At 67.0% G+C, this 19899-nt stretch carries 20 protein-coding genes and 1 tRNA gene; 13 read left to right on the forward strand and 8 right to left on the reverse strand.

The window, feature by feature from the left end:
• Nucleotides 1-14: 14 nt before the first annotated feature.
• Complete coding sequence (locus ACFWVD_RS21020) at nucleotides 15-761, reverse strand: RDD family protein (RefSeq protein WP_379245234.1); 747 nt, start codon at nucleotides 759-761, stop codon at nucleotides 15-17.
• Nucleotides 762-779: 18 nt separating this feature from the next.
• Between ACFWVD_RS21020 and ACFWVD_RS21025 the strand changes: the two genes are divergently transcribed.
• On the forward strand, nucleotides 780-1814 hold the full coding sequence (locus ACFWVD_RS21025) for a stage II sporulation protein M (RefSeq protein WP_379245236.1): 1035 nt from the start codon (nucleotides 780-782) through the stop codon (nucleotides 1812-1814).
• Nucleotides 1815-2558: 744 nt separating this feature from the next.
• Here ACFWVD_RS21025 and ACFWVD_RS21030 read toward each other — a convergent pair.
• On the reverse strand, nucleotides 2559-3917 hold the full coding sequence (locus ACFWVD_RS21030; protein WP_379245456.1) for a hypothetical protein: 1359 nt from the start codon (nucleotides 3915-3917) through the stop codon (nucleotides 2559-2561).
• 133 nt (nucleotides 3918-4050) lie between these two features.
• Here ACFWVD_RS21030 and ACFWVD_RS21035 point away from each other — a divergent pair, with 133 nt between their 5' ends.
• Nucleotides 4051-4689, forward strand: coding sequence for a class I SAM-dependent methyltransferase (locus ACFWVD_RS21035; RefSeq protein WP_379245238.1), 639 nt, complete (start codon nucleotides 4051-4053; stop codon nucleotides 4687-4689).
• Between the two features lie 100 nt (nucleotides 4690-4789).
• Here the strand turns inward: ACFWVD_RS21035 and ACFWVD_RS21040 are convergent.
• Nucleotides 4790-4875: transfer RNA gene (locus ACFWVD_RS21040), tRNA-Leu, on the reverse strand.
• A gap of 218 nt (nucleotides 4876-5093) precedes the next feature.
• On the opposite strand from ACFWVD_RS21040, the gene ACFWVD_RS21045 reads away from it, so the two are divergent.
• From ACFWVD_RS21045 to ACFWVD_RS21080, 8 genes are all read left to right on the forward strand, one after another.
• Complete coding sequence (locus ACFWVD_RS21045; protein WP_379245240.1) at nucleotides 5094-6383, forward strand: FhaA domain-containing protein; 1290 nt, start codon at nucleotides 5094-5096, stop codon at nucleotides 6381-6383.
• A gap of 168 nt (nucleotides 6384-6551) precedes the next feature.
• Nucleotides 6552-7028, forward strand: coding sequence for an FHA domain-containing protein (locus ACFWVD_RS21050; protein WP_062992366.1), 477 nt, complete (start codon nucleotides 6552-6554; stop codon nucleotides 7026-7028).
• On the forward strand, nucleotides 7025-8473 hold the full coding sequence (locus tag ACFWVD_RS21055) for a PP2C family protein-serine/threonine phosphatase (RefSeq protein WP_379245242.1): 1449 nt from the start codon (nucleotides 7025-7027) through the stop codon (nucleotides 8471-8473). The genes ACFWVD_RS21050 and ACFWVD_RS21055 overlap by 4 nt, the downstream gene beginning before the upstream one ends.
• Entirely contained in the window at nucleotides 8473-9945 is a 1473-nt protein-coding gene (locus ACFWVD_RS21060; protein WP_379245244.1) for an FtsW/RodA/SpoVE family cell cycle protein, read from the forward strand. The genes ACFWVD_RS21055 and ACFWVD_RS21060 overlap by 1 nt, the downstream gene beginning before the upstream one ends.
• Nucleotides 9942-11408 (forward strand): peptidoglycan D,D-transpeptidase FtsI family protein, encoded by a 1467-nt coding sequence (locus ACFWVD_RS21065; protein ID WP_379245246.1) that lies wholly within the window; start codon nucleotides 9942-9944, stop codon nucleotides 11406-11408. The genes ACFWVD_RS21060 and ACFWVD_RS21065 overlap by 4 nt, the downstream gene beginning before the upstream one ends.
• 37 nt (nucleotides 11409-11445) lie before the next feature.
• Entirely contained in the window at nucleotides 11446-12960 is a 1515-nt protein-coding gene (locus ACFWVD_RS21070; RefSeq protein ID WP_379245248.1) for a protein kinase, read from the forward strand.
• A complete protein-coding gene (gene pknB, locus ACFWVD_RS21075; RefSeq protein ID WP_379245250.1) occupies nucleotides 12957-14858 on the forward strand; it encodes a Stk1 family PASTA domain-containing Ser/Thr kinase in 1902 nt (633 codons plus the stop codon). Before ACFWVD_RS21070 ends, pknB begins: the two co-directional genes overlap by 4 nt.
• A gap of 152 nt (nucleotides 14859-15010) precedes the next feature.
• On the forward strand, nucleotides 15011-15430 hold the full coding sequence (locus ACFWVD_RS21080; RefSeq protein WP_379245252.1) for a CBS domain-containing protein: 420 nt from the start codon (nucleotides 15011-15013) through the stop codon (nucleotides 15428-15430).
• Nucleotides 15431-15432: 2 nt separating this feature from the next.
• On the opposite strand, the gene ACFWVD_RS21085 is transcribed toward ACFWVD_RS21080, so the two are convergent.
• The 3 genes from ACFWVD_RS21085 to ACFWVD_RS21095 all read right to left on the reverse strand — a co-directional run bounded on the left by ACFWVD_RS21085 (nucleotide 15433) and on the right by ACFWVD_RS21095 (nucleotide 17374).
• A complete protein-coding gene (locus ACFWVD_RS21085; protein ID WP_379245254.1) occupies nucleotides 15433-15891 on the reverse strand; it encodes a deaminase in 459 nt (152 codons plus the stop codon).
• Between the two features lie 143 nt (nucleotides 15892-16034).
• Nucleotides 16035-16715 carry a RibD family protein gene (locus ACFWVD_RS21090; RefSeq protein WP_379245256.1) on the reverse strand — a complete coding sequence of 227 codons (681 nt, stop codon included), beginning with the start codon at nucleotides 16713-16715 and terminating at the stop codon, nucleotides 16035-16037.
• The gene (locus ACFWVD_RS21095) at nucleotides 16712-17374 is read right to left on the reverse strand and encodes an aminodeoxychorismate/anthranilate synthase component II (RefSeq protein WP_379245258.1); all 663 of its coding nucleotides are present in this window, start codon (nucleotides 17372-17374) and stop codon (nucleotides 16712-16714) included. Before ACFWVD_RS21095 ends, ACFWVD_RS21090 begins: the two co-directional genes overlap by 4 nt.
• 94 nt (nucleotides 17375-17468) lie before the next feature.
• Between ACFWVD_RS21095 and crgA the strand changes: the two genes are divergently transcribed.
• Together crgA and ACFWVD_RS21105 are read left to right on the forward strand one after the other, a co-directional pair.
• Nucleotides 17469-17735 carry a cell division protein CrgA gene (gene crgA / locus ACFWVD_RS21100; protein ID WP_379245260.1) on the forward strand — a complete coding sequence of 89 codons (267 nt, stop codon included), beginning with the start codon at nucleotides 17469-17471 and terminating at the stop codon, nucleotides 17733-17735.
• An 86-nt stretch (nucleotides 17736-17821) separates the two neighbouring features.
• Entirely contained in the window at nucleotides 17822-18271 is a 450-nt protein-coding gene (locus ACFWVD_RS21105) for a PH domain-containing protein (RefSeq protein WP_379245262.1), read from the forward strand.
• Between the two features lie 82 nt (nucleotides 18272-18353).
• On the opposite strand, the gene ACFWVD_RS21110 is transcribed toward ACFWVD_RS21105, so the two are convergent.
• On the reverse strand, nucleotides 18354-18887 hold the full coding sequence (locus tag ACFWVD_RS21110; protein ID WP_379245264.1) for a peptidylprolyl isomerase: 534 nt from the start codon (nucleotides 18885-18887) through the stop codon (nucleotides 18354-18356).
• A gap of 52 nt (nucleotides 18888-18939) precedes the next feature.
• Here ACFWVD_RS21110 and ACFWVD_RS21115 point away from each other — a divergent pair, with 52 nt between their 5' ends.
• Nucleotides 18940-19089 (forward strand): hypothetical protein, encoded by a 150-nt coding sequence (locus ACFWVD_RS21115; protein ID WP_379245266.1) that lies wholly within the window; start codon nucleotides 18940-18942, stop codon nucleotides 19087-19089.
• Nucleotides 19090-19096: 7 nt separating this feature from the next.
• Here the strand turns inward: ACFWVD_RS21115 and ACFWVD_RS21120 are convergent, their stop codons facing one another.
• Nucleotides 19097-19891 (reverse strand): ABC transporter permease, encoded by a 795-nt coding sequence (locus tag ACFWVD_RS21120; protein WP_379245458.1) that lies wholly within the window; start codon nucleotides 19889-19891, stop codon nucleotides 19097-19099.
• Nucleotides 19892-19899 lie beyond the last annotated feature (8 nt).

Consider the following 19899-nt stretch of genomic DNA (forward strand, 5'->3'; position numbering starts at 1 on the left):
CACAGGCTGTGGATCTAGACGCGCGAAAGCTGCTGTCGCCGAGCCATGATCGCGCCGAGCACGTGATACGGCGGGTAGCCCACAGGCTGTGGACAACGCAGTTCCGCACACATCGCCTCGACGAGCTGAGTGCCCAAATAGTGCTGTGTGGGCGGGGTCAGGGTCGGCAGCCGGGTGAGATACCGGCGTGCGGCCGCCGCCATTTCATCGGAGATGCCAGTGGGATCCAGCTGCGCCGACCAGGCTGTGAGCCAAGGTGGCGCGACGGCCAGCGAGGGTGACGGCATGGCCTGCCGGTTGTGGACAACCACCGTTCCAGCCAGCACATCACCCACCCGTTTGCCGTCGCGTGAACTCAGCGACGTGATCACCGCGACCGCGCCGAACGCGCCGAGCATCCAGAAATCCACAATGGCTCCCGCCAGTCCACGGGTGAGCGCGTGCCGGAAATCGATCGGCCCGGCGTCGGCGCGCACCACCCGCAGACCGAATGCCATCTTGCCCAGTGAGCGTCCGCGCGTGAGGGTTTCACTGCAGACCGGGTAGGCGATCAGCACGGTCACCACCGTGACAACCATGCTCACCGACAGCCAGGCGGAGTCCGCGTCGGTGGCCAACAGGATCACCGTCAGCGCGTACTGCAGCGTCAGCGCCAGCATCAGCTGCAGCGTCAGGTCGAGCAGAAAAGCGCCCGCACGGCTGGGGATGCGCGCGATCGGGAGGTGCAGCGCCACCGCTTCGCCGGTGGTGAATTCAGCCATATCGCTAGCATTCCCGATATGGACACCGATTCCTACAGCTGGGCGCACCAACGTTCGTGGTACCGCCTGGATCAGTTGGTGCGTCAGCGCAAGCTGACCGGTGCCGAAGCCGACGAGCTGGTGCGGTTGTATCGATCCACCTCGCAACAGTTGGCGAAACTGCAAGGCCACCAGCCCGATCCGGAGCTGGTGGAACGGCTCAGCGCGCTGTTGGCGCGAGCGCGCGGCCGGGTGCTGTCGGCGAAGTCGCAACCGTGGCAGGAAGTGGGCCGTTTCTTCACCCGACACTTTCCCGCGGCTGTGTATAGAGCCTGGCCGTGGTGGTTGGGGACAACTGCGATTTTTCTCGCCGTCTCGACCGTGATCGCCGTGCTTGTGGATAAGTCCGCGGCGGCGCGCGACGCCCTGGGGATACCCGACGGAGATCTGTCCACAGTCACCGGACCTGGGGGTTCGTTCGAAACGTACTACTCCGAACACCCCAACGACGCCTTCGCGGCGAAGGTGTGGACCCACAATTCACTGGTCTCGGCGATCGCGTTGTTCACCGGTGTACTGATCCTGCCGGCTGTGTATGCATTGTTCATGAATGCCCTGAATCTGGGGATAACCGGTGGATTGATGGCCGACGCGGGGCGGCTGGACTCGTTCTTCGGCTTCATCCTGCCGCACGGCACGCTGGAGCTCACCGCGCTGTTCGTGGCGGGCGGGGTGGGGTTGAAGCTGGGGTGGACGCTGGTGGACCCCGGCGGGCGCAGCAGGGCCGCTGCGATGGCCAGGCAGGGGCGGGCCACCGCGACCGTGGCGCTGGGGCTGGTGGGCGTGCTGCTGGTGTGTGGACTGCTGGAGGGGTTCGTGACGCCCAGTGCGCTGCCCGCGCCCGTGCGGATCACGTTCGGGTTCGCGGCGGAGGCGCTGTTCCTGTTCTACGTGTTCGGGATCGGCAGGCGGGTGGCCGAGGAACAGGATGCGCTGGCAGTGGCACCGGACGCGCTGCCGGATCCGACGCAGCGGTGGCTCGGCGCACCGGCACAGGTTCTCGACCGCGTCTGAGCTCGCAGGTGTGCGTGCATTTGCGCGGCCGACAACTGCGAGCACACGGCCCCGGGACAGCACGGGACAACCGGCAGCTACGGAAGGTTACGAGACGGTGAAGAACTCCCCCATTTGAGTTCCGCTGGCCGCAGCGAGTCGGGCTCGAACTGCGGCCAGCGTTACCGTCAACTGTACACAATCGTTATGCCCACGCAACCCCCAACGCGCAGGTCCGGGGTAGGAATTGCGAACCTGCAAAGGCCTGTGGACACACCAATTTTCACACCTGCAGCAAACTTCCGGCACCACGGAGATCGAGCAGTCGGCGGCACCGAGAATTCACCCCCGGCAAACCTTCGAAAACGAGTCATTCATCCGTCGCAGCTATCTCGGGCGAATATCGGTCGGGGTTGCCCCCGATCACACTGCGGTCTCGCCATAGCCGTTCACCTGCGGTTACAGCAACGGAATTACAGTTGCCGACCAGTTGACACGCCGAAAGAGACCTCGAGTTTGTTTACAGGCCTGCAAACATGATCACCACTCAGCAATCCGGGGAAAAGACCGGATTCGAGGCCCATAACTGGACGGATGACCGGTTGCGAAAGGTCCGCCGAACACCTCGAAATCGGCAGGAGAACAGCAGGAATACGGCCCCGAGTGGGCAAGTGTGACGTTCGACTCATCTACGGCCCGCGAGGACTATTCGGCGGCCGACGGGGCAAAGAGGTCACCGGCAGGACACGACGTGCCCGCCGACGATCAACCCACGCGCACGACCCCGGAGATGGTCCCCTGCCACAGCGCGCCGTCACGCGCGATGAGCGCGGCCATCTGCAGCGGATCCTCGGCGACAGTGCCTGGCAGGGGTGTGGAGGTGCGAACAGCCCCGGTTTCGGGGTCGATCACGACATAGTCGAATCCGTCGAGGGGGGTTGTCACGTCGGGTCCGACGCGGCGAACGGTGTGGATGCCGCCGTCGGCCAGCGACAGTCGCGGGACGGCGGCGCTGCGGATCGCGCTGTCCCACACCGGGACACACCCGCCGACGGTGAGATCGACCCGGCTCAGCCCGCCACGGAACGGCGCGTTGGCTGGAACCGCAGGTCCGGCGCCCTCGGGAACGGTGGGATAGGGGTAGCCATAGGTGCCTGCGACGAAGATCGACGAGCCGATCGCGATCGGCGAATTCTCACTGCCACGCACCGGCACCGGAATCGAGCAGACCTGCGCCCCCGAGCCCGAGCGTGCCACGATCAGGTTCACCTGGTCGTCGGCGTTGTCGACGATGGCGAGGTATTCGTCGCCGGTCACCGGGCCGAAGTAGGTGGGTGTCGAACCTGTCCCCCAGCCCAGCTGTCCCGGCTTGCGCGCGGACCCGCGGTCGTAGGGTGCGCGCCACAGCAGTTGGGGCAGACCATCTTCGGCTCGCAGTTCGTAGAGCGCGTGCGAACTGGCGACGGCTACACCGCCATTGGGTGCGGAGGAGATGCTGTTGGTCACCTGCTCGCCGGACGGCAGCGTCACCGTCGCGACTCGCCCCTGCGCATCGACGAACCCGACGATCCCGCGCCCCGTCGCGAACCAGACATTGCCCGCCCAGTCGGGTACGAGCCCGGTCACGTTGTCCCCCTGCGGAATAGCACCGGACAGGTCCGCCTGAACGCCGGCCTCCAACCGCCACGCCCCGTCCCCGTTTCGCACATGAGCGACCCGCAACAGCTGCCGCCCACCGTCGACCACCACCAGCCGGTCCTCGTTGTCGAGGTACGCGTACACCCCGCCCAGCAGGCTCCCCTTGGCCAACGGCAACGACGCCACGGCCTTACCGACCGGCCCGGTCGCCGCGGCGTCGAACAGAAATACCGTCGGCGTCTGCCCCGCGATCGCCGTGCACAACCCGACCACCAGCCCGTCGGACCCTTGCAGCAGCGTCGGGCAGGCCGCCGCGAACGGATACACCGTGACCGCCGCACCCGGCCGAGGCCCCGCCAACGGCGTCACATCCGACGACCCCGCGTCGCCGTGCATCGTCGCCGTCCCCAGCGGACCGAGAAAGGGGTTGGTCGCGAGCGGACCGGTCACCGGGTCGGCCGACGCCGGACCCGCCCAGGCGCACATCGATACGAGGGCAAGGGCGAGAACGCGAGTTACAGACGACACGGTCGGTATCGAACCCGAATTCCCGGCCGAAGAGAAGTATTCCGATCACGCTGCGGCATCGGCGACGCGTGGATCCCCCTACGATGACGACATGACCGGGGTCAAAGATCGCCTGCTCACGACAATCGCCGGCCAGCTCGGCAACCCGCACGGTGTGCTCGGTAAGGGCGTGGCGTTCGTGCTCAACCGCGGCAACAAACGTGCCATCGCGGCGGCCGTCGAGGCCGCAGCCCCCACCACCGGCGCGACGGTCGCCGACATCGGCTTCGGCGGCGGCGTCGGGCTGGAGTTGCTGCTCGCCCGCATCGGCGCCGAAGGCGTGGCCCACGGCATCGAGCCGTCCCCCGACATGCTCACCCGCGCCCGCGGCCGTTTCGCCATGGAAGTCGCCGAGCGCCGCCTCGCCCTCGCCGACGGCACCCTCACCGCCCTCCCCCTCCCCGATGCGAGCCTGGACGCGGCGATCACCGTCAACACCATCTACTTCCTCGACGACCTCCCCGCCGCCTGCGCCGAACTCGCCCGCGTCCTACGCCAGGGCGGCACAGCGGTGATCGGCATCGGCGACCCCGAAGCGATGGGCAAAATGCCCTTCACCCCTTACGGATTCACCCTGCGCCCCGTCGCCGAGGTCACTGCGGCACTCACCGCCGCCGGACTCACCGTCGAACAGCGCACCCTGCCGAATCCACCCATCCCGCACCACCTGCTCATCGCCCACAAGGCCTGAATCTCGCGCGCACAACGATCGGGCCGCCCTGCTTCGCATCGCCCGCCCCTGAGCCCGAAAACGACTGAAGGCCCGATCCGATTGGATCGAGCCTTTAGTCTGGTGGGCGAAGGGGGACTTGAACCCCCACGTCCTTACGGACACTGGCACCTGAAGCCAGCGCGTCTGCCATTCCGCCACTCGCCCGAGCGACTGGAAAAATCTAACATGCCCCGCGTGTGAAAATAAAATCGATTCCCTGACCTGCGACGATGCGGCGAAATTCGGCGGGGGAACCAGGCGGAGCCGCCGGGAGTTACCCAGGTGGAGGATCGTGGATATCATGCAAGGAACGTGGTCGGGTTCGGACACGCCGTAACAGTGTGTCGAGGAGGGCGGACACGCGCACCGAAGGGAGGGCTGTGATGGGGATCGTCTCTAGATTCGAACGTCGTCTACAAGGCGCTGTCGGTGACGTGTTCGCGCGGGTGTTCGGCGGCAGTGTGGTCCCCCAGGAGGTGGAGGCCGCGCTGCAGCGGGAAGCCGCAGATCAGATCCAGGATCTGGAGGGCGGGCATCGACTGGCGCCCAACAGTTACGTGATCACGATCAACGAGACCGATCACGGCAAGCTCGACGCCGACCACGACCTGACAACCAAAGCGTTCGCCAAACACTTGCAGGATTACATCCGCGAGCAGGGGTGGCAGACCTACGGCGAAGTACACGTGGCGTTCGAGGCATCACCTACGCTGCACACCGGAATGTTCAGAGCGAGCGGCCGCGTCGACCCCGACGCAGGCCGTGGGACGGCCCCACCTCGCCCCGAACCGCCACAACGACCCGCACACCCGCAACCAGGAGCTGGCCCCATGACGCATAACTCAGGCTACGAGCCCGGCCGAGAGCCCGCGGAGTCCGATCCACGCAACCGCGGGTACCAGCCGCCCGCTGCCGCGCCGGGGGCTCCCTACCCTGCCGATGATTACGGCCGCGGTGGCTACGGCGCGCCCGAGGCGCAGCCCGGATACGGCGGCGACTACCAGAACGGCTACGACCCGGCCGCGCCCGCGCAGCCCGGTTACGGCCAGCCCGGGTACGGCGCCGCGCCCGCGTACGGCGAGCCCGGCTACGACCAGCAGGGCGGCTACGGCCAGCAGGCGTACAGCCAGCAGGGTGGCTACGGCGCCCCCGCGCCCGCACCCGGCTACGACCAGCCCGCGTACGACCAGCAGGGTGGCTACGGCCAGCAGGGTTACGCGGAACCGCAGCAGCAGGGCTACGGCCAGCAGGCCGGATACGGACAGCAGGGCTACGCCGAACCCGCCTACGACCAGCAGGGCGGCTACGGCCAGCAGGGTTACGCGGAACCGCAGCAGCAGGGCTACGGCCAGCAGGCCGCGGGCTACGGCGCCCCCGCCCAGTCCAGCTACTCGGCCACGCTGCAGCTCGACGACGGCAGCGGCCGCACCTACGCGCTGCGCGAGGGTTCCAACATCATCGGCCGCGGCCAGGACGCCCACTTCCGGCTCCCCGATACCGGCGTCTCGCGACGCCACATCGAGGTGCGCTGGGACGGTCAGACGGCCATGCTGTCAGATCTGGGTTCCACCAACGGAACTCTGGTCAACGGCTCCCCCGTGCAGGATTGGCAGCTCGCCGACGGCGACGTCATCCGGGCCGGACATTCCGAGATCCTGATCCGGATCGTCTGATCCCGTAAGCTGCGCGGTGCACGTCTCGAGTCGACGCTGTCGGCTCTATGATGCTGCCATTACACGCACGGTCCCGACCTCGGGACCCGCAAGCCAGCACGCTGGTGGGGGTGGTTCGCGCCGCACCCGCCGTATCGACGTACCCGGGCGAACAGGAGGTGGAACGCCGTGCAGGGATTGATCCTGCAACTGACCCGCGCGGGGTTCCTGCTGCTGCTCTGGTTGTTCGTCTGGGCCGTTCTGCGGACCTTGCGCAGCGATATCTACGCGGCATCCGGCATACGGATTCAGCCGAGGGCAACCCGCGGAAATCGCGGGTCCATCGGTCTGCCCTCCTTCAGCCGAAGCCAGAAGGGCGCCAAGTATCTAGTGGTGACTCATGGATCACTGGCCGGCACTCGGATCACCCTCGGCACGCAACCGGTTCTCATCGGACGCGCCGACGATTCGACGCTGGTACTCACCGACGACTACGCCTCGACCAGGCACGCGCGACTGTCTCAGCGTGGTGACGACTGGTACGTGGAGGACCTCGGTTCTACCAATGGCACCTATCTCGACCGCGCGAAAGTCACCACCGCCGTCCGCGTTCCGCTCGGTACTCCTGTCCGGGTCGGCAAAACAGTGATCGAGCTGCGATCGTGACTCTTGTTCTGCGCTACACCGCGCGAAGCGACCGCGGACTCGTCCGGGGCAACAACGAAGATTCGGTCTACGCGGGGGCACGACTGCTCGCGCTGGCCGACGGCATGGGTGGGCACGCCGCCGGAGAAGTGGCCTCCCAGTTGATGATCGCCGCACTGGCGCATCTCGACGACGACGAGCCCGGCGACGACATCCTCGGAAAGCTCGACCACGCAACGCATTCCGGCAATGCCGCGATCGCCGACCATGTCGAGGCCGAACCCGAACTCGACGGCATGGGCACCACGCTCACCGCCATCCTGTTCGCGGGACGCAAGCTCGGCCTGGTGCACATCGGTGACTCGCGCGCGTACATGTTGCGCGACGGCGAGCTGACCCAGATCACCCGCGACGACACGTTCGTGCAGTCGCTGGTGGACGAGGGTCGGATCACCGCCGAGCAGGCGCACACGCACCCGCAGCGTTCGCTGATCATGCGCGCACTCACCGGCAACGAGATCGAGCCGACGCTGATCATGCGCGAAGCCCGCGCGGGCGACCGGTATCTGCTGTGTTCGGACGGTCTGTCCGATGTGGTCAGCGACGAGACCATCGGCAACACCATGCGCGAGGGCAATACCGACGAGTGCGCCGACCGGCTCATCGAATTGGCTTTGCGCTCAGGCGGTCCCGACAATGTCACCGTTGTCGTGGCCGACGTGATCGACCTGGACTACGGGCAGAGTCATCCGATCCTGGCCGGTGCCGCCTCCACCGAGCAGGAGGAGGACGCCCCGCCGCCGAACACCGCCGCGGGTCGGGCCGCCGCCATGCGTCCCCCGCGCGCGCAACCGCGCCGGGCCGCCGCGGCACCGCCGCCGGTGGAGACCAAGTCGCACAAACTGCGCTGGCTGCTGCTGTCGGTGGCGTTGATCGCCGCGGTCACGGTGGGACTCGTGGTGGGCTACAAGATGATTCGCAGCAACTACTACGTGGGCGCGGACAACGACCAGGTGGTCGTGATGCGCGGGCTGCCCGGTTCGATCCTTGGCTACTCCATCCAGGACGTGGAGCTCACGGCCTGTGTGACCAACCAGAGCGAGCTCACGGTGGTGGAAGCGGGCAAGTCCGCGCCGGCCGGGTGCAAGAAGCTGATGGTGGCCGACCTGCAGCAGGCCGTGCGCGAACAGGTGCGCAAGAGCCTGCCGCCGGACTCGCTGGACAAGGCACGCGACAGCATGAAGGCGCTGAAGAAAGAGCTCCTGCCGCCGTGCGTGAAGAAGGAAGCGGTCCCGCAGCCCGGCGTGCTGCCGCCCGAGCCCACCCCGGTGATCCCCGGCGCGACACCGACTCCCGGCCCTGATCAGCCGGCGACGCCGACCACGCCCGCGCCGACCACCGCGCCGGTACCGACCACCACCACACCCCCGCAGATCTCAGGGGAGAACTGCCGGGTGACGGACTGATGTCCGCACCCCCACAGCCGTCGGCCGGGGCCTTCCCAAGTCCCCCCGGCGGATTCGCGCCCGCGCCACCACCGTCGACACGCCGCAACCAGGAGTTGCTGCTGTTGGCGGGCGCGGCGGGAATCACGACGGTGTCGCTGTTCATCGTCGAGGCGAGCCAGGAACAGTCGATCACCTGGGACATCGCCAAGTACGGGGTGGCGTTCCTCGCGCTGTTCGGGATCGCGCATCTGGCGGTGCGCCGGTTCGCGCCGTTCGCCGACCCACTGCTGCTACCGATCGTGGCGCTGCTCAACGGTTTAGGGCTGGTGCTGATCCATCGCCTTGATCTGGCCGAGGCACAGCTGGCCAAGTACAACGCGACCCCGGTGCCTTCGCCCGACGCCAACCAGCAGATCATGTGGACCGGCTTGGGCATCGTGGTGTTCATCGGCCTGCTCGTGGTCTTGCGGGACTACCGCACGCTGGCGCGTTACACCTACACAGTAGGCCTGGTCGGGCTGATCGCGCTGGCGATTCCGGCACTGTTGCCCAGCCGTTTCTCCGAAGTCAACGGCGCCAAGATCTGGATCCGGCTGCCCGGATTCAGCATGCAGCCGGGCGAATTCGCGAAGATCGCGCTGATCGTGTTCTTCGCGGGCGTGCTGGTGGCCAAGCGTGACCTGTTCACCGCGGCGGGCAAGCACTTCCTCGGCATGGAGTGGCCGCGTCCGCGCGATATGGGCCCGGTGCTGATCGTGTGGGTCGTGTGCATCGGTGTGCTCGTGCTCGAAAAGGACTTGGGCACTTCGCTGCTCATCTTCGGCACGGTGCTGGTGATGATCTACATCGCCACCGAGCGGGTGGGTTGGCTGATCATCGGCGGCGGGCTGCTCACGCTGGGTTTCGTGTTCGCCTATCAGCTGTTCGGGCATGTGCGCGTGCGCGTGGACACCTGGCTGCACCCGTTCGACGACTACCACAACACCGGTTACCAGATCTCGCAGTCGATGTTCGGTTTCGCCACCGGCGGCCTGGCGGGCACGGGCCTGGGTAGCGGGCGCCCGGACACGGTGCCGTTCGCCAAGACCGACTTCATCGTCACCACCATCGGCGAGGAACTGGGCCTGATCGGCCTGACCGCGGTGCTGATGCTGTTCCTGATCTTCATCGTGCGTGGGCTGCGCACCGCGCTCGCCGTGCGCGACAGCTTCGGCAAGCTGCTGGCCGCCGGCCTGTCGTTCACCATCGCGATCCAGATCTTCGTGGTCGTGGGCGGTGTCACCAAACTGATCCCGCTGACCGGTCTGACCACGCCGTTCATCTCCTACGGCGGATCGTCGCTGCTGGCGAACTACGCGCTGCTGGCGCTGTTGATGAAGATCTCCGATGCCGCGCGCGCACCGGCCCCGGCGCGCAAGCGTGCCCCGGCGCCGATCGCCGACGCCGCGACAGAGCTGGTCCGCAGGCCGGAAAGCAGGGTGAGCGAATGAATACACCACTGCGTCGCGTCGCCGTCGCCGTCATGGTGATGGTGGTGGCGTTGCTCGTGAACGCGACCTACCTGCAGGTGGTCAAGGCCGACGACCTGCGCGCGGATCCGCGTAACTCGCGGGTGCTGCTGGACGAGTACTCGCGCCAGCGCGGTCAGATCTCCGCGGACGGCACGGTGCTGGCGAGCTCGGTGGCCACCGACGACCGGTACAAGTACCTGCGCGAATACCCTTCCACCCCACCGGCTTACGCACCGATCACCGGTTTCTACTCGATGCAGTACGGCAAGACCGGCCTGGAACTGGCCGAGGATCCGTTGCTGTCGGGCAATGACTCGAGCCTGTTCGGTCGCCGACTGATCGACATGTTCGCCGGTCGCGATCCGCGCGGGGCCAACGTGCTGACCACGCTGAATCCGATCATGCAGCAGGTGGCCTACGACCAGATGACGTCGAAGGGCTACACCGGCTCCGTCGTGGCGATCGAGCCGAGCACCGGCAAGATCTTGACCATGGTCTCCACGCCCAGCTACGACCCCAACGAGCTGTCCGCGCACGACGGCGCCGCGGGCAAGGCGGCCTGGGAACGGCTGAGCACCGACCCCACCCAGCCGATGCTCAATCGCGCGATCTCGCAGACCTACCCGCCCGGCTCGACGTTCAAGGCCGTGGTCACCGCCGCGGCGCTGTCCAACGGGGTGGCCGGGCCCAACGACCAGTTCACCGCCGCGCCCAACATCACCCTGCCCGGCACCAGCACCACGCTGGAGAACTACAACGGCAGCACCTGCGGCGACCAGCCCACCGCCAGCCTCTACGAGGCGTTCCGGCGGTCGTGCAACACCGCGTTCGTGGAACTGGGTGTGAAGGTCGGCGCGGCCAAGCTCAAGGACGAGGCGGCGGCGTTCGGCATCGGTCCCATGCGTGGCGTGCCGATGCCCGTGGCCGAGTCCACCGTCGGTCCGATCCCGGACAACGCGGCACTGGGCCAATCCAGCATCGGCCAGCGCGATGTGGCGGTGACCCCGCTCAACGTCGCGGTGATCGCCGCGACCATCGCCAACGGCGGCACCAGAATGCAGCCGTACCTGGTGGACCGGATCCAAGCGCCCGATCTGTCCGACCTCGGCGAGACCGAGCCGGTCAGCATCGGCCAGGCCGTGAGCCAGCCGGTAGCGTCGACGCTGACCGACCTGATGATCGCCTCCGAAGCCAATACCGCGGGCGGTGGGCGAACGCGCTACCAGATCGCGTCCAAGACCGGAACCGCCGAACACGGCAGCAATCCCCGTAACACCCCGCCCCACGCCTGGTATATGGCCTTCGCGCCCGCGCAGAACCCGAAGATCGCCATCGCGGTGATCGTCGAGAACGGCGGCGATCGGGCGCTGGCGGCCACCGGAGGTTCGGTAGCCGCGCCGATCGCGAGGTCGGTACTGGACGCTGGCCTGGCAGGGGGCTGAACGAAATGAGTGTGCGAGTGACAACACGGGGGCCCCGATGCTGAACAACGGTGCTTTGATCGCCGACCGCTACCGCCTGCAGCGGCTCATCGCCACCGGCGGTATGGGTCAGGTGTGGGAGGCCATGGACACCCGGCTGGATCGCCGGGTGGCGGTCAAGGTCCTCAAGACCGAGTTCTCCGCCGACCCGACCTTCCGCGCGCGATTCCGGGTGGAGGCGCGCACCACCGCGCAGCTCAACGCGCCCGGTATCGCCGGCATCTACGACTACGGCGAGACCGCCGACCCGTCGGGCGGCGAGACCGCGTACCTGGTCATGGAACTGGTGCAGGGCGAACCGCTCAACGCGGTGCTCAACCGGATGGGCCGACTCTCGGTCATCCAGGGTCTGGACATGCTCGAACAGACCGGGCGCGCACTCGAGGTCGCGCACGCGGCAGGCGTGGTGCACCGCGACGTGAAACCAGGCAACATCCTGGTCACGCCGACCGGTCAGGTGAAGATCACCGACTTCGGCATCGCCAAGGCCGTGGACGCGTCGCCGGTGACCAAGACCGGCATGGTGATGGGCACCGCCCAGTACATCGCGCCCGAGCAGGCCATCGGCGAAGACGCCACCGCGGCCTCGGACGTGTACGCGCTGGGCATCGTCGGCTACGAAGCACTGGCCGGAGTCCGTCCGTTCACCGGCGAGGGCGCGATCACGGTCGCGATGAAGCATGTGCGCGACGCACCGCCGCCGCTGCCCGACGACCTGCCCGCCAACGTGCACGAACTGATCGCCATCACCATGGCCAAGGACCCGCTGCAGCGCTACAGCAGCGGCGGCGAGTTCGCCGACGCCGTGGCCGCGGTGCGCGCGGGTCACATGCCGCCGCTGCCCGGTGGCGCCGGTGGTGCGTCGATGACCGGTGCGACCAGGGTGCTGCCGCCCGGACCGACCGTGGCCATCCCCGCGGCCGACTACGACGGCGCCACTATGCGTTTCGGTCATCAGCCCGGTGGTCCCGCGGGCCCGCCGACCGGTGGTTACAGCGGTCCGGCCACGCAGGCTGCCGCAGCCGCGCCGGTCCCGGCGAACAACGCCAAGAACAACCAGAAGTGGCTGATCGCGCTGGGTGTGGGCGCGCTGGTGCTGGGTGGTGGTGTGCTGTATCTGCTGTTCGGCACCGAACCCACCCGCGGTACGGGGCCCACGACCACCACGGTGCAGACCACCACCAAGACCACGCCGCCGGTGACCACCACCAAGGTCGTGCCGCCGCCGGTCGTGACCACCGAGGACCGGCCGACCACCACGGAACCGCCGCGTCCGACCACGACCACCGAACCGCCGGTGACCACCACGACCGAACCGCCGGTGACCACCACGACGCCGCCGGAAACCACCACCAAGCCCAAGCCGACGACGACGACCAAGACCACCAAACCGCCGGTCACGACGGAACCCGCCGCGGGCACCACCACCGCGGGTCGACCTCGGCTGCCCACCTTCGACCTGCCGTTTCCCAATGGCGACACGGTCGTAGGCCCGACCATAGGACAACCATGACGACCCCGAAGAATCTCTCCTCGCGGTACGAGCTTGGCGAGATCATCGGGTTCGGCGGCATGTCGGAGGTGCACCGCGCGCGCGACGTGCGGCTGTCGCGCGACGTGGCGATCAAGGTGCTGCGGGCCGACCTGGCCCGCGATCCTACGTTCTACCTGCGGTTCAAGCGTGAAGCCCAGAACGCGGCCGCGCTGAACCACCCGGCGATCGTGGCCGTGTACGACACCGGTGAGGCCACCGTCGACGGCGGGCCGCTGCCCTACATCGTCATGGAGTACGTCGAGGGCGACACCCTGCGCGACATCGTGCGCGGCAAGGGCCCCCTTGCTCCGCGCAAGGCGATGGAAGTCGTGGCCGACGTGTGCGCGGCACTGGATTTCAGCCACAAGGCCGGGATCGTGCACCGCGACATGAAACCCGCCAACATCATGATCAACCGCGCCGGTGCGGTGAAGGTGATGGACTTCGGCATCGCCCGCGCGATCGCCGACAGCGCCAACCCGATGACCCAGACGTCCGCGGTGATCGGCACCGCCCAGTACCTGTCGCCCGAGCAGGCGCGCGGCGAGACCGTCGACGCGCGCTCGGACGTGTACTCGGTGGGCTGTGTGCTGTTCGAGATTCTCACCGGGCAGCCGCCGTTCACCGGTGACTCGCCGGTCGCGGTCGCCTACCAGCACGTGAAGGAAGATCCGCCGCTGCCGTCGTCGGTCAATCCCGGCGTGCCGCGCGAACTGGATTCGGTGATCCTCAAGGCCATGGCCAAGAACCCGGCCAACCGGTACCAGACAGCCGCGGAGATGCGCGCCGACCTGATCCGGGTGTTGGGCGGGCAGCGGCCCAGCGCGCCGATGGTGATGAACGACGAAGACCGCGGCGACTACGACTACGACGACGAACCCGCGCCGCGCACCTTCCACGACCGCCGCGACGACACCTCCGAGCACGCCGCGATCGGCCCACCCAGCGAGGAACGCAACCGCACCGGGCTGATCGCGCTCGGTGTCGCGGCGGCGCTTGCCGTGGCGTTCGGGTTGTTCTGGGTGCTGGTCGGTCCCGGCAGCAAGGCCGATCAGGTGGCCGTTCCCGACCTGTCGGGCAAGAGCTCGCAAGAGGCTCAGGGCGAACTCGTGCGCGCCGGTTTCCATGTGTTCGTGCAGGAGAAACCCGACGCGAAAGTGGCGCAGGGCAATGTGATCGCGACCCAGCCGCTGGGCGGTTCGCGCATCGACGAGGGCAGCACCGTGACCGTGCAGGTCTCGACCGGACCCACCCAGGTGCAGCTGCCGCGGCTGATCGGGATGAACCGGGCCGACGCCGAACGGCAGCTCAACGCCATCGGACTGCAGATGGATCCGAATGTGGTGCGCCAGCCGTCCAGCACCGCCGACATCGACAAGGTGATCGCGCAGGAACCCAGCGCGGGCATCAAGGTCGACATCGACCGGCTGATCATCGTCACCATCGGCGGTGGCCCCGAGGAGATCCGGGTGCCGCAGGTGGTGGGCCAGGACATCTCCGTGGCCAAGCCGAACCTGGTCGACGGTGCCGGTTTCAAGGTCGAGGTCCAGGAAGTGAAGTCCGCGCAGCCCAAGGGGCAGGTGCTGGCCACCAGCCCCGGCGGCGGCAGCAACGCGGAGAAGGGGTCCACGATCACGGTCCAGGTCTCCGCCGGCGACCGGATCACCATCCCGGATCTGAGCGGGCTCACGCCGGTGCAGGCGCAGGAAGTACTGCGCGGGCTGGGATGGACGGGGCAGCTCAGTCAGACCACGGTGATCACGTTGGACGGCAATGCCTCGGGCAAGGTCGTCGGGCAGAATCCCGCGGCCGGGTCGTCGGTGACGATCAGCGGCAACGTGGTGCTGCACGTGGGTGCTTCGCCGATTCCTCGCTGACGCGGGGCCGATTTCACGCTGAGACCTGGGTCGGAACCTGTTCGGTTCCGACCCAGGTCTCGATTGCATGGCGAACGCGTGCGCCGCGGTCGCGCGGGCGCAGAATGAGGCTGCTTCATCCCTATCCAGCTCTGCTGAAACAGGAGTAGCCGATGACCACAGCCAGGGACATCATGAAACCGGGTGCGCAGTGGATCACCCGCGGTGACACCGTCGCGACCGCCGCGGCCGCGATGGCCGATCTCGGGGTCGGTTCGCTGGTGGTGGCCGACGACGACGAACGCATGTGCGGCATCATCACCGACCGCGACATCGTCGTGAAGTGCATCGCGCTGGGCCTGTCCCCCGACACCACCACCGCGGCGGAACTGTGCGAGGCGACGCCGCGTTGGGTCAGCGCCGACGCCGATGTGGAAGACGTGCTCGACGAGATGGAATCGCACCGGGTGAAGCGGATGCCGGTGATCGAGAACAAGCGGCTGGTCGGGATGATCAGCGAGGCCGATCTGGCCCGGCACCTGGACGACAATCAGCTCGGTGAGTTCGTGACCGCGATCTACGGGCGGCCCTAGCTCTAGCTCAGGTCCAGGTGGGTGTTCATCGACATGGCCTGTTCGGCCAGGTCGGTGAGCTCCACCACGCGCACGCCGTGGGTGCGCAACGTGTCCACACCCTCGCAGGCGGCCACGAACAAGCTCGGCTCGCGCCAGGCGATGACCACGGTGGGGATGCCCGCGGCCAGGATGCGGTCGGTGCACGGTAGGCGGGTCGCGGTGGCGCGGGTGGAGCACGGTTCGAGCGTGCTGTAGATCGTTGCCCTGGTCAGGCGGGGGTCGTGCGGGTCGAGTTTGTTCAGTGCCGCCTCTTCGGCGTGCACTTTCGCGTCGGTTTCGCGGGAGAAACCGGTCGCGATCTCCACACCGTCGGCGACGATGACCGCGCCCACCGAGTAGGCGGTGTCGCTGGGGGGACACTGTCGGGCCAGTTCTATCGCCCTGTGCATGAACCGGTGATCGGTGTCTTCTCGGCTCACGGGCAGTCCCTCCGGTTCGAAGTTATCCACAACCCTGGCGTGATGTGGAATTGGTCATGTTCACGTGTGGAGAAAAGTTGTCCGCGAACTGTGAACAGCTATATTTTCCCAGGTCAGTGCAGGGAAGTTGTTCGCGGTACCAGTTAGTTGTCGGGGTGTGTACCGGGGTTGACCAGGTAGTTCATCACAGCGATATCCCCAAGTTTCTCCACACCCGCCAGGTGTAGTCTGCGACCTACGCCACCGGGGAACTGGGCGGGTCCGACGAAGCGGGGAGCGGCCGGATCGCCGACCAGGATCGGGGCGATCGCCAGCCGGATCTCGTCGACGAGGTCGGCGGCGAGGAATCCGGTGTGCATACCGGTGCCGCCTTCGACCATGAGGCTGTGGATATCTCTGGTGCCGAGGTCTTCGACCAGGCTGGGGAGTTCCAGACGCTCGCCGAGGCTGATCACTTCGGCGAGTCCGTCGAGCCGGTTGCCCAGTTTCGCCGCGCCCCGGTTCGAGGTGTAGACGAGTTTGTCGCCGCCGGTGTGCCAGAAGTTCAGGTGTGGATCGAGATCGCCGGAATCGGTGACGGTCACCTTCACCGGATATTCCGGCTTGCCCTGCGCTACCCGCGCGGCCCGGCGCTGCGCACTGTTCACCAGCAGCCGGGGGTTGTCGGTGCGCAACGTCTGCGCACCGATCAGGATCGCGTCGGATTCGGCCCGGATCTGATCGACCCGATCGAAGTCTTCGGCATTCGACAGGAGCAGACGCTGCGCGCTCGTGTCATCGATGTACCCGTCGAGACTGGCCGCGACCGAGAGCAAGACTCTCACTTGGTCACCAGCGCGGCGACCTCCGCCTCGAGCGCACACACGAGACCTTCCGCGGGACGTTCACCGCAGACCTCGAGCCAGTTCGCCAGCATCCGGTGGCCGCCCTGGGTGAGCACGGACTCCGGGTGGAATTGCACGCCGTGGATGGGCAGGGTGCGGTGGCGCATGGCCATCACGATGCCGCTCTCGGTGTGGCCGACGACCACCAGTTCCTCCGGCATGGTTTCGGGCAGGACCGTCAGCGAGTGGTAGCGGGTGGCGGTGAACGGGTCGGGCAGGCCGGCCAGCACGCCGGAACCGATATGGAACACGTCGCTGGTCTTGCCGTGCAGCAGTTCCGGCGCCCGGTCCACCGTGCCACCGAACGCCTCACCGATCGCCTGATGCCCCAAGCACACACCCAGCAGCGGCTTGTTGTGCTTCGCCGCCGCGTGCACCAGCGGAATGCTCGCACCCGCGCGATCCGGACTGCCGGGCCCGGGACTCACCAACACCCCGTCGAACGCCCCGCCTTCGTCACCGACGGTCAGCAGAGTGTCCAGATCGGCCAGGCGAGGATCGTCATTGCGCCAGACCACGGCGTCGGCCCCAAGCTGGCCGAGGTACTGCACCAGGTTGAACACGAAGCTGTCGTAGTTGTCGACGACCAATACACGCATGCGTTGAGCGTACTTGTCGGCCCAGTAGGTCGTCGCGTCCATTACCTGGTGGGATAGCCTGGTATTTAACCTGTACTCCGAATTCGAGGACGTCATGCCCAAGTCCAAGGTCCGCAAGAAGGCCGACTACTCCCCCAGCCCTGCCAGTCGCACGCCGGTGAAGGTGAAAGCTGTGGGGCCGTCGCCGGTCTGGTACGTCGCGATCATGCTGGGCTTCATGCTCGCCGGCCTGATTTGGCTGATCGTGTATTACCTGGCCGCAGAGCACATCGGCTTCATGAACGACCTCAACGCCTGGAACTTCCTGATCGGTTTCGGCCTGATGGTCGTCGGCCTGATCATGACCATGCGCTGGCGCTGATCCCACACCGGATTACACGCGTGTAATTCATGCACACCTGTGGATAACCCTGTGCACAACTCGAGGATAAAGGGGCGGACACCCGCGTGAACGAAGCACAACCCGTCTCGTGGTCCACCCCCGTAGCGGGTTTGTTCGCGGTCGCCGGTGGCGGATTACTGCTGGTAGCGGCCGCAATCCTGGCCAAGGACGGGCCGAGCCGACTGCTGGTCGGCATCGGCGCGGTCGCCGTCCTGGCGATGGCGGCCCTGGCGGTGCGTCAACGGCCCCGACTCACCATGATTCCCGGCTCGAAGCCGCGCCTGGTGGTCGGCACCCTCACCGGGCCCAAGGACTACCCCCTGGATCAGATCGACCGGATCCGCATGGTGTCCTACCGTCGCATCGGCCGTAAATCCGCGATGCTCGAGATCGACGTCCGCCACAACGACGCCGAACGCCTCCTGATCTTCGGCCGCTGGGACCTGGGCACCAACCCCCACGACGTCTACGACGCCTTGGTAGTCAACGGCTTCGCCTCGGTGACTTCCGACTGACGTTGTTTCACGTGAAGCAAAGAGCTCCCCGCCGCAGAAGATCGCGACGGGGAGCTCTTTTTGTGCCAGTGACAGTGTGTGACTAGTCGATCGTCACGGCCGAGATGATCACGGGCTCAGCCGGACGATCGTTGCGGTCGGTCTTCACCGAGGCGATCGCGTCGACGACCTTGCGCGAATCCGGGTCGACCACCTCGCCGAAGATCGAGTGCTTGCGATTGAGGTGCGGCTGCGCGCCGACGGTGATGAAGAACTGCGAACCATTGGTGGCGGTACCCGCGCCCGCATTGGCCATCGCGAGCAGGTAGCCGCGGTCGAAACGCAGGTCCGGGTGGAGTTCGTCGGCGAACTCGAAGCCCGGCCCACCACGGCCGGTCCCCGTCGGGTCGCCACCCTGGATCATGAACCCCGGGATGACCCGATGGAAGACGGCGCCGTCGTAGAACGGGCCCGCTTCCGTGCCACCGGCGTTGACGGTGGAGTACGGCGCGCTGCCGTCGGCGAGGCCGACGAAGTTGCGCACCGTTTTCGGGGCGTGGTTGCCGAAAAGCGCGATCCTGATATCGCCGTGGTTGGTGTGCAGAGTCGCCACGGCCGTCTGGTTGGGTGAGGTCACGCAGTTATGGTGCCACGCGGCGCGCCGAATCCGGCTGTGCCACAGTGGTGGAATGAAGCTTCGTAATCCGCTGCTCGCGTCGCTCGCACTCGCCGGGGCCGGTGCCGTGGCCTACCTGGCCCGCGCCAAGCGCCCACAACTGCCCGAACCGGCCGCCGAGCCGCCGCGCTTGGGTTATTCACGCAACGGCTCGGCGCACTAGTTCCGCGTCAGCGGGCGACCGACTTCTTGTACTGGATCTGAGCCAGCGGCACGAAGATGATCAGGATGACCACGATCCAGATCAGCGAGGTCGCCACCGGATGCTGCATCGTCCACGCCTGTGACGCGGGCGCGAGCGGACTGGTGTTGCCGAACAGTTCGCGCACGGCCTGGGTGACCGCGGACATCGGGTTCCATTCGGCGAAGATGCGCAGCGGCGTGGGCAGGTCGTCGATCGGCACGAACGCGTTGGACAGGAACGTCAGCGGGAAGATCACCATGAAACTGGCGTTGTTGAACACCTCCGGTGCCCGCACGAGCAGCCCGACCACGGCCATCATCCACGACAGCGCGTAGGCGAACAGCAGCATCAGCGCGTAGGCCAGCACCGCGTCCAGGAACGACCCGCGGATGCGCCAGCCCACGATCAGACCGGTCAGCGACATCACCACCAGGCTGACGACATTGATCACCACGTCGCTGATCGTGCGGCCCACCAGCACCGCCGACGGCGCCATCGGCAGCGAGCGGAATCGGTCGATGATGCCCTTCTGCATGTCCTCGGCCAGGCCCGCGCCGGTGAACGAGGCGCCGAACACCACGGTCTGCACGAAGATGCCCGCGATCAGGAACTCGCGGTAGCCGCCTTCCATGCCGGGGACCTTGATCGCGGAGCCGAACACGTACGCGAACATGAGCACGAACATGATCGGCGACATGGTCGTGAAGATCAGTACGTCGGGCACGCGCTTGATCTTGATGACATTGCGTTTGGCGATGGTGATGCTGTCGCTGACGACCATCGACAGTC

The sequence above is a fragment of the Nocardia sp. NPDC058666 genome (assembly GCF_042714895.1).
Lineage (GTDB): Bacteria > Actinomycetota > Actinomycetes > Mycobacteriales > Mycobacteriaceae > Nocardia.

Excerpts from the sequence above, each read along its gene's own strand:
- ACFWVD_RS21070 (WP_379245248.1), top strand. The coding sequence starts at position 11,446 with ATGCTGAACAACGGTGCTTTGATCGCCGACCGCTACCGCCTGCAGCGG.
- ACFWVD_RS21120 (WP_379245458.1), bottom strand. The coding sequence starts at position 19,891 with ATGGTCGTCAGCGACAGCATCACCATCGCCAAACGCAATGTCATCAAG.
- ACFWVD_RS21030 (WP_379245456.1), bottom strand. The coding sequence starts at position 3,917 with ATGTGCGCCTGGGCGGGTCCGGCGTCGGCCGACCCGGTGACCGGTCCG.
- ACFWVD_RS21035 (WP_379245238.1), top strand. The coding sequence starts at position 4,051 with ATGACCGGGGTCAAAGATCGCCTGCTCACGACAATCGCCGGCCAGCTC.
- ACFWVD_RS21020 (WP_379245234.1), bottom strand. The coding sequence starts at position 761 with ATGGCTGAATTCACCACCGGCGAAGCGGTGGCGCTGCACCTCCCGATC.
- ACFWVD_RS21060 (WP_379245244.1), top strand. The coding sequence starts at position 8,473 with ATGTCCGCACCCCCACAGCCGTCGGCCGGGGCCTTCCCAAGTCCCCCC.
- ACFWVD_RS21025 (WP_379245236.1), top strand. The coding sequence starts at position 780 with ATGGACACCGATTCCTACAGCTGGGCGCACCAACGTTCGTGGTACCGC.
- ACFWVD_RS21095 (WP_379245258.1), bottom strand. The coding sequence starts at position 17,374 with ATGCGTGTATTGGTCGTCGACAACTACGACAGCTTCGTGTTCAACCTG.
- ACFWVD_RS21045 (WP_379245240.1), top strand. The coding sequence starts at position 5,094 with ATGGGGATCGTCTCTAGATTCGAACGTCGTCTACAAGGCGCTGTCGGT.
- ACFWVD_RS21065 (WP_379245246.1), top strand. The coding sequence starts at position 9,942 with ATGAATACACCACTGCGTCGCGTCGCCGTCGCCGTCATGGTGATGGTG.
- pknB (WP_379245250.1), top strand. The coding sequence starts at position 12,957 with ATGACGACCCCGAAGAATCTCTCCTCGCGGTACGAGCTTGGCGAGATC.
- ACFWVD_RS21080 (WP_379245252.1), top strand. The coding sequence starts at position 15,011 with ATGACCACAGCCAGGGACATCATGAAACCGGGTGCGCAGTGGATCACC.
- crgA (WP_379245260.1), top strand. The coding sequence starts at position 17,469 with ATGCCCAAGTCCAAGGTCCGCAAGAAGGCCGACTACTCCCCCAGCCCT.
- ACFWVD_RS21115 (WP_379245266.1), top strand. The coding sequence starts at position 18,940 with ATGAAGCTTCGTAATCCGCTGCTCGCGTCGCTCGCACTCGCCGGGGCC.